Here is a 2,128-nt window from a genome sequence, read left to right as displayed (position 1 = left end):
GGATAGTATAAAGGGAAAATACAATGGGATTCTGAGCGTATCCCGGCAATAGATACATAACGAGAGTTAGGATTAGGAAAACCGAGATTTTTCTCAGATTGATTTTGCGCATTCTAATCCTTTTACCACAAATATGCTTTCTTCCTTGATAGTCATTAAGACTGACCCTTTATAAAAAACTTTTAATAGAACAACCCTCTTTCTATAACATTTTTGCTTAAATCTTTAACGGTATACATATAACGCGCAGAAGGTAGCCCTAAAATATTTGGCCTTTGTAACATTCTTGCAATGGACAACCCATCACCGCTAAACTGTTTTACTCGTTTTCCATGGGGTGTATATACGTTCAGGTAATAGTTTTTATGTACAAAAATGGAACTACCAATGCGTTTATCTAAAATATTTACAGATTCCAAATTACCATAAACATCTAAATTTTGAGGATCCTTCCCTGCAATAACCCGATCGATATCGGCAGACAGTTTGGCAATCAAATCTGAATGTTCGGGAAGTTCTGCCAGGTTGTCTTTTTGATCCATATCGGTGTACATATTATAGAGTTCGTACCTAACATCAGGCTCAACATCATACCTTATCAAATACCATTTATTGGTTCTAAAAACTTGTGCATCTCCACTACGAGCGGTAGTAAGTGACCACCCCACCCAATCCTCTCTATCAGGGTCTTCAAGAACAGCCCTAAAACTACGTCCTTCTACATGACTGGGAGTTTCAAGCCCTACCAAGTCAGTAAGGGTCGCGTAAAGGTCCTGCAGATTTACCACATGACTAGAATACCCGCTCACCCCTATTGTGGGATCATATACAATAAGAGGGGTTTTAGTGGCTTCTTCCCAGGGGCTGACCTTACCCCAATGGTTCTTCTCGCCCAAATGCCAACCATGATCACCCATAAAAACTATGATGGTACTGTCTTTTTGTGGGTGGGTTTCCAAATAATCCAACAAAATCCCAACAGCAGAATCAGCAAAAGAGATACTGGTCAAATAAGCCTGTACGCCATTTTTCCAGTTACCTGTTCTAAGGAATTCCTCATGTACATTGTTACTTATATTTGGGAAAGGAACATCGTCCAGATCATTTTCAAATATTTCGGGAAGAATTAAACTTGCAGTGTCATAATAGCTGTAAAAATATTCAGGTGAGAACCAGGGCAAATGTGGTTTACCGGCCCCAAATGCAGCAAAGAAGGGTTTATTGTTATTAGAAAGGTTATTAGAAAGTTTATCAATGATGTATTGTGAAGCTTTAAAATCACCTGCATCCTCTATAGATTTATCTAAACTTATTCCCCAGCGAAGCCCCCAGGTAGGATCGCCGTGATAGGCACCTTCTTTAAACTGCATATCTGTATCAGTATCTACAGTATAATGGGGTGTGGTGGTTCCCACATCCATGCTAAATTCATCCCATGAAACGGTGTCTTCTGCTCCCCCATGTTTATGAAATATTTTCCCTGACTTTATGGAGTAATATCCATTGTCTTTAAAATAATTTGGCATGGTTAAAGTGTTTTTAAGTGAGTCAATGGCTCTAAAATTTTGAGGATTACTCACGATACCAGAAGTTGTAGGCCTGAGCCCCGTTAACATAGCTGTTCGTGATGGGTTACACACGGGGTAAGGAACATAAGCATTTAAAAATACTACCGATTTGTCGGCAAGCTTTTGAATATTTGGAGTGATAGCCTGTGAATGCCCCTTATAAGGTGAAATCCAGTCATTCATATCATCAGCCATAATAAACACTACATTTTTTACAGCAAATAGATGACCCGCACAAATTAATAAAAACAAAATAAACCGTTTCATAATCATCCTTGTATTAATGAAGGCAAAATTGATCTTATTCAGAAATTGAAATTTGCATTAATTCATCATGAAATTAAGCCAGAATTTGTTTAGGCCTACTATTCAATTTCTAATCCAATAATATGAATCAAACCGTGATTGCGCAGGTTACCTGAAATAATTCCGTTTACTAAATGTTCACGCCCAGTTGCTTAAGTGCCATAGAACTGTACTCATTCAGTTGACGGAAATCATGGTCAGGAACGAGTGGAATATTAAAAACCGGCTATAATTAGATCATATTGCGTACCATT

The 2,128-nt window shown here is 38.1% G+C and carries 1 protein-coding gene; it reads right to left on the bottom strand.

The features are described 5' to 3' along the window. Nucleotides 1–182: 182 nt before the first annotated feature. Nucleotides 183–1,835 carry a sulfatase gene (locus tag HRT72_08135; GenBank protein NQY67677.1) on the bottom strand — a complete coding sequence of 551 codons (1,653 nt, stop codon included), beginning with the start codon at nt 1,833–1,835 and terminating at the stop codon, nt 183–185. Nucleotides 1,836–2,128: the final 293 nt, after the last annotated feature.

It is taken from the genome of Flavobacteriales bacterium, assembly GCA_013214975.1.
Lineage (GTDB): Bacteria > Bacteroidota > Bacteroidia > DT-38 > DT-38 > DT-38.
The sequence above is the reverse complement of the archived record's forward strand: the minus strand, read 5'-3'. Positions and strand labels throughout refer to the sequence as shown.